Raw genomic sequence first — 1,424 nt, forward strand, 5'->3', positions numbered from 1 at the left:
GACAGCCTTTGCCTACTGGAGCAGGTGGTGATTTTGACAATCGCTACAGTCAACGCGGCGTGCAATGGGCGGTCAAGCAAGTGGCAAAAGCAGCAGGAATAATCAAAGAAGTTCACACCCATACGCTGCGACACTCTTATGCTACTCATTTGCTCGAAGATGGCATGGACATCATGACCCTCAAAGACCTTTTGGGACACCAGAATGTTGAGACTACAATGGAATACCTGCATATTGCCCAACTTGAGAGTCAGCGCATTTTTAGTCCACTCGATACGCTATTTGCACAATGCAGCACGAAGTAGCCTGCACTGAGCGAAGTCGAAGTGAAGTAGCCGATGTATTGCGAAAAGTAGGCTCTAAAATTGAAAGTTACGGGCTCAATACATGGCAATTGCGCACACTTTACGCCATTAAAAAATGCCGAACAGCCGAGTTGGGTGGTCATATCGATGGGTGTGATGACTGTGGAAACATTACCATAAGCTACAACTCTTGCCGCAACAGGCATTGTCCCAAGTGTCAGGGCAATAAACGAGAAGAGTGGATTCAGGCTAGAGAAACAGAACTTTTGCCAGTGCCGTACTTCCACGTGGTTTTTACCTTGCCCGATAGTATCAATTCATTAGCGATACATCAGCCAAAATTGGTTTACGATACGCTTTTTGACGCGACATGGGAAACACTAAAAACCTTTGGCAAAGCCAAGGAAATGCAAATGGGCATGATAGCGGTTTTACACACTTGGGGACAGCAATTGAGTTTGCATCCGCACCTGCATTGTATTGTTCCTGGTGGTGGAATCAATAGAGACGGACAGTGGAAAAACGCAAGAACCGATGGTAAATTTTTATTCCCGGTCAAAGCTTTGTCGAAAGTTTTTAGGGCTAAATATTGCGCCAAACTCAAAGTAAAATCACCTATCCTCTACGAACAAATCCGGCAGGATTTATGGAAAAAACCTTGGGTTGTATTTGCAAAGAAACCTTTTGGAAGTCCAAAGTCGGTGGTGGAATATCTAGGACGTTACACTCATAAAATCGCCATTAGCAATCATAGAATCAAAAGAATCGAAAATGAAAACGTGACTTTTGATTACAAGGACTATAGAGTAGCGGAAGCTAAAAAACTAATGACACTGACGCATCAGGAATTTATTCGGCGGTTTGCGTTGCATATTTTGACCAAACGTTTTGTAAAAATAAGACATTATGGATTTTTGAGCAGTACATGGAAACGGCAAAAATTGAAACTTTTACAAGAGAAACTCCAACAAAAGGTCTTAGAAAAAGCAGAGAAAAAAACCTTTATGCCTAAATGTCCGTGTTGCAAAACGGGCAATTTACACCGGATAGCAGTCTTCGATCAGCGTGGCCCGCCTGCTTGGTATCTTGGCGGTAGCCAAATTACGAATTCCTCTAAAA

2 protein-coding genes are annotated in these 1,424 nt (G+C 43.0%); both read left to right on the plus strand.

Annotated features, from left to right (window positions below; genetic code table 11):
* Positions 1–305: tyrosine-type recombinase/integrase (locus ACNQGG_RS17245; protein WP_417966086.1), on the plus strand; the 305-nt coding region annotated here is incomplete at its 5' end.
* Positions 290–1,424: IS91 family transposase (locus ACNQGG_RS17250; RefSeq protein ID WP_417966089.1), on the plus strand; the 1,135-nt coding region annotated here is incomplete at its 3' end. The genes ACNQGG_RS17245 and ACNQGG_RS17250, both read left to right, overlap by 16 nt.

The organism is Flavobacterium esculini (assembly GCF_048284325.1).
GTDB lineage: Bacteria > Bacteroidota > Bacteroidia > Flavobacteriales > Flavobacteriaceae > Flavobacterium.